At 48.1% G+C, this 3,927-nt stretch carries 6 protein-coding genes; all 6 read left to right on the top strand.

The window, feature by feature from the left end; all coding sequences use genetic code 11:
- A partial coding sequence (locus KXR87_RS23210; RefSeq protein WP_437434537.1) for a type VI secretion system Vgr family protein occupies positions 1-1,318 on the top strand: 1,318 nt, incomplete at its 5' end.
- 5 nt (positions 1,319-1,323) lie between these two features.
- Positions 1,324-2,076, top strand: coding sequence for a hypothetical protein (locus KXR87_RS23205; protein ID WP_437434536.1), 753 nt, complete (start codon positions 1,324-1,326; stop codon positions 2,074-2,076).
- Between the two features lie 45 nt (positions 2,077-2,121).
- Positions 2,122-2,685 (top strand): hypothetical protein, encoded by a 564-nt coding sequence (locus KXR87_RS23200; protein ID WP_437434535.1) that lies wholly within the window; start codon positions 2,122-2,124, stop codon positions 2,683-2,685.
- 5 nt (positions 2,686-2,690) lie between these two features.
- The gene (locus tag KXR87_RS23195; RefSeq protein WP_437434534.1) at positions 2,691-3,206 is read left to right on the top strand and encodes a hypothetical protein; all 516 of its coding nucleotides are present in this window, start codon (positions 2,691-2,693) and stop codon (positions 3,204-3,206) included.
- Between the two features lie 62 nt (positions 3,207-3,268).
- Positions 3,269-3,709 (top strand): DcrB-related protein, encoded by a 441-nt coding sequence (locus KXR87_RS23190; RefSeq protein WP_437434533.1) that lies wholly within the window; start codon positions 3,269-3,271, stop codon positions 3,707-3,709.
- 3 nt (positions 3,710-3,712) lie between these two features.
- A partial coding sequence (locus tag KXR87_RS23185; protein ID WP_437434532.1) for a hypothetical protein occupies positions 3,713-3,927 on the top strand: 215 nt, incomplete at its 3' end.

The raw sequence follows: 3,927 nt of genomic DNA, 5'->3' as shown, positions 1-3,927 counted from the left end.
GGTATCGAGCGCATGGGCAGGTCAGGGTTTTGGCGGGGTGCAGATCCCGCGCGTGGGCGATGAAGTGGTGGTGGACTTTATCAACGGCGACCCGGACAGACCCATCGTCACCGGACGCGTCTATAACGAAGCAAGTATGCCGCCCTGGGCATTGCCAGCAGGAGCGACCCAAATGGGTTTCCTCAGCCGTTCAAAAGACGGTTCTGCCGACACCGCCAACGCCCTGCGCTTTGAAGATAAAGCCGGGGAAGAGCAGGTGTGGATCCAGGCCCAACGCAATATGGATACCCATGTTAAAAACGATGAGTCCCATAGTGTCCTCGGCGAACGTTCGCACTATGTGAAGAAAAACGAACTGCATCGGGTCGAAATCAATCAAACCCAGGCCGTCAAAGGCGGCACGGAGATCCTGACCGGCAAAGGCAAACTCGATGCGGTAGTCGAACAGTACGTGCTGGCCTCGGGCACCAAACTGCGGCTGGTATGCGGTGAGAGTGCCTTTGAGCTGAATGCCAACGGAAAAATCAATCTCATCGGTAAGTCGTTTAACTTCTTTGTGGAAGACGACGGGCACATTAAAACCGGCGGGAAACTGCATCTCAATGCCGACGACACGCAGCCAGGCACTGTCGCCCCAGGCTCTGATCATAAGAGCGATATTGATGCGGCGGTACAGGCCCATTTTACACCTGAGAAAAAAGGGAAAGCGGCAGGTGCACCGCCAGCGGCCCCACAGCGAGGGCAATCAGCGACGAAAGCGGGGCGGATTGACGATAGAGTCGTCAAATCAGTGATGAAATCGGAAGGGAGTGAAGGCGAGCAGGGTGGGCGTAAGGAGCTTTATGGTTTCCGAAAAGGGAATGGAAAAGCGTATGACAACATACTTGCCGCGCGTAAAGCTTACGGCAAGGGAAGCGCTGAGGAGTTTGAAGAGGTTTCAAAAGCGATGTCAAGCACGGCAAAATCCGCCGGCGCGTTAAATTTTACCGATCCTGGCAAACAAGCGGCCATTACCTCTTTATCCCACATGCGGGGTGCCGGTGGGGCTCAAGCCATACTGAACTCAATGGAATCAGGTAAAATAGTTCAAACTGATACCCTGACACCCCAGGCGATCACAAAAATAGAAGCCATGACGCCTGAGGATTTTCAGGAAAAACTGGTGAACGCGAGACTAGATTATGACAAGGCGATTTATGGCGACACAACAACAGTGAAAGGTGGCAAAGCCTATAACTGGTGGGATCACTACAACAAAGGACTTAAAAAACGCTATGCTAACGAGTCTGATGAGTTTTTAAAATTATCTAAAGAGTAATAATTATGTTAAAAAAATTTGCAATTACATCTTTGGTTGTCGCCGCGCTATGTTCTCCCTTGTCAGCATTAGCATCGATAAATTTAAGTCAATATGACAAAATATCCACGGCATCTGGCCTGATGGAGAATAAAGATGTGACGAAGAGCCTGAAAGCATTACTGGGCTCGGATTATGAGACCTATATTAATAATTTTGAGGTCTATGGCGAACCGCATAAGACCCGTGATGGTGCATTGTTTGTTGAAGGGTGGATGCAGGATTTATATAAAGAAAATGCCTCGGCCTTAATTGTCTTCCCTGATGGGAAAATATCAGCTGCATGGGTGGTGCCAGAATCTGATGTTATCCAGTATAAAAGCAATGCTGATGGAGCGGAAATTAACAAGGACATTAAGGCATGGGCTGAACGATTCGGTAATATGCAGTTTGCCTCGCTCAGAAGCGTCCCCGCAGATTACTCAGAAACGGCTCACTTTAATACAGATTCATTTTCCATTGAGCTTACAACGGTCTGCGATGCTGAGAAAAACTGCAATGTTTCAACGTATCATGGCACGAGAAAAAAAGATGGTGCGGAGCTAACTCTCAAAGGCGTTGCCGTTCGCAAGGGGTGTGACTCCGGGATTTGCCCCATTATTTCATATGAGTTCAGGAAGGGGAACGCGGTCTATTCGGTCAGTAAGCTGGATAACACATTGACTGTCGTTAATAACAATAAAACAGTCGTAAATCAAACGGGTATATGGAGTAAATGAATGTGACTTCAATTATTGATGGTTTTTTATAGAGCGCATTTTTTTATGATTCGAATGTTTTTTACAGCGTTTTTTGTTTTTTTTAGTGTTACGGCCTACTCATCAGGTACGCAGATAACGTCGACGATGGCTGCTGTGAGTGATGCTGCGCTAACGAAGGGCGATTTTTCTGTCATCGGAGAGCGGAAAATTATTTCGCTCGGTGATCCCTGGAACGAGCAGACCGATAAGGTGCTCGGACAAGCCGAAAGGGATGACTTTGTCGGAACAGTTGACTACGGCGATGACACTTACAAGTTTTATCGTCATCAATATGATGGTTTCGATGTTTATACATCCAATCTTTGGTGGGATAAAGCAGAAAGGACGGTTGATGATTATATCATTGCCCAGATTACATTGACGTCATCGAAGCTGAAAACAAATAGAGGCGCTTATGTCGGCATGCCTCTGGCCCAGCTTCGTGAACGCTATGGCGCAGGCAAAGAGGTCGAAATTAATGGCAGTAAGGTAATTCACTATTTATTTGCGAAGAAACGTATATCTTTTGAAGTCGTTGATGGGCAAGTGGCCTCAATCATTATGAGTTACAACGAAGAAGATGAGTAAATCACATGCTTTGTCGATATGTTGAAAAAGTGTTTGTTTTTTCGCTTTTATTTATGGCTGCGAATGCTGAGGCGAATATAAAAAGTAATGATGTCTGGGATTTTATTACCGACATCAAGGCACCCATCCGCAATCTGACAATACATAACGTAAACACTTTTCCAGTGGCGTTACGTTTAGTTAAACAGAATGAATATACTCAGTTTTATCAGGCAGCGACTGTTGAATTGAAGGATGGCTCAACAGTTGCTGATATTGATGTGCGTTTGAGTAAGGATCGCAGCGGTCAGGGGCCTTTCTTAAGTTTTATCTGGTTCGGGCACTGTATTTCGCTCGACACGGTAAAAAAACATTATCCTGAATTACAGATAACGGACGTACCCAGAGGGCGATCCGTAAATGAAGTCACCAGCCATACAACCCCTGCTGATAAGCAAGGCCAGGAGATAACGTTCAGTTTCACTGAATCACAACCTGATTGCTTGCACAGCGTGGTTATTTCGTCGAAGGACTTCTCTTAGCGCTGTCTTAGTAGCGCTTACCCATCTATTCCCCCTCAGTGAAAGCATTAAAAGGGCTAATAATGAAATATCACCTCCAGGAAGGTTCCTTTCAGCTATTCCCTGCCCAGTGGCAGGACACCAGCATGACAGTATTGCGTGATGATGAGAGCGGTTTATCCGTGGTCGTCAGTCGGGGCGTGATTCCAGAGGGCAGCAATGCAGAGCAGGAATTTCAGCGTCAATGGGACGTAATGCGCACCCAGATGGGGGACGTACAGCAGAGCGAATTTGCCCGTGTGCTTGTGGGGCCGCAAAGAAATATTCGCGCCATTGAAGTCGAAACCGCCTTTTTACGCGGTGAACACCATATCTGGCAAAAACAGCTGGCGGTCCAGGTTCCTGAGCAGGCGGTGCTGCTGGTTTTCACGCTTTCCGCACTGCGCGCATTTACTGAACAGGATACGGCGCGATGGAATGCCATTAAGCAGACACTCACCCTTAACGACAACCGGAATGCATAAGGCATGAGCGACAAACACGCGGCCCGGAAGGGCGACGATATCATTCACGCCAGCGTTTTTGCGGATATCACCAGTATTGTGGCTGAAGGGCTGGCCTATGCTGCTATAGGGGCCGCTGTCGGGTTCGCGGTATCGGCTGCTGCCCCTCTGCTGGTGGCCGCGGGGGCCAGTTCAGCCGCCGCCACGGCGATTACTCTGGGGTCAAGTTGCGTTTTTCG

The organism is Yokenella regensburgei (assembly GCF_051486985.1).
Taxonomy (GTDB): Bacteria; Pseudomonadota; Gammaproteobacteria; order Enterobacterales; family Enterobacteriaceae; genus CBFFRJ01.
This window is presented reverse-complemented; position numbering and strand designations above follow the sequence as displayed.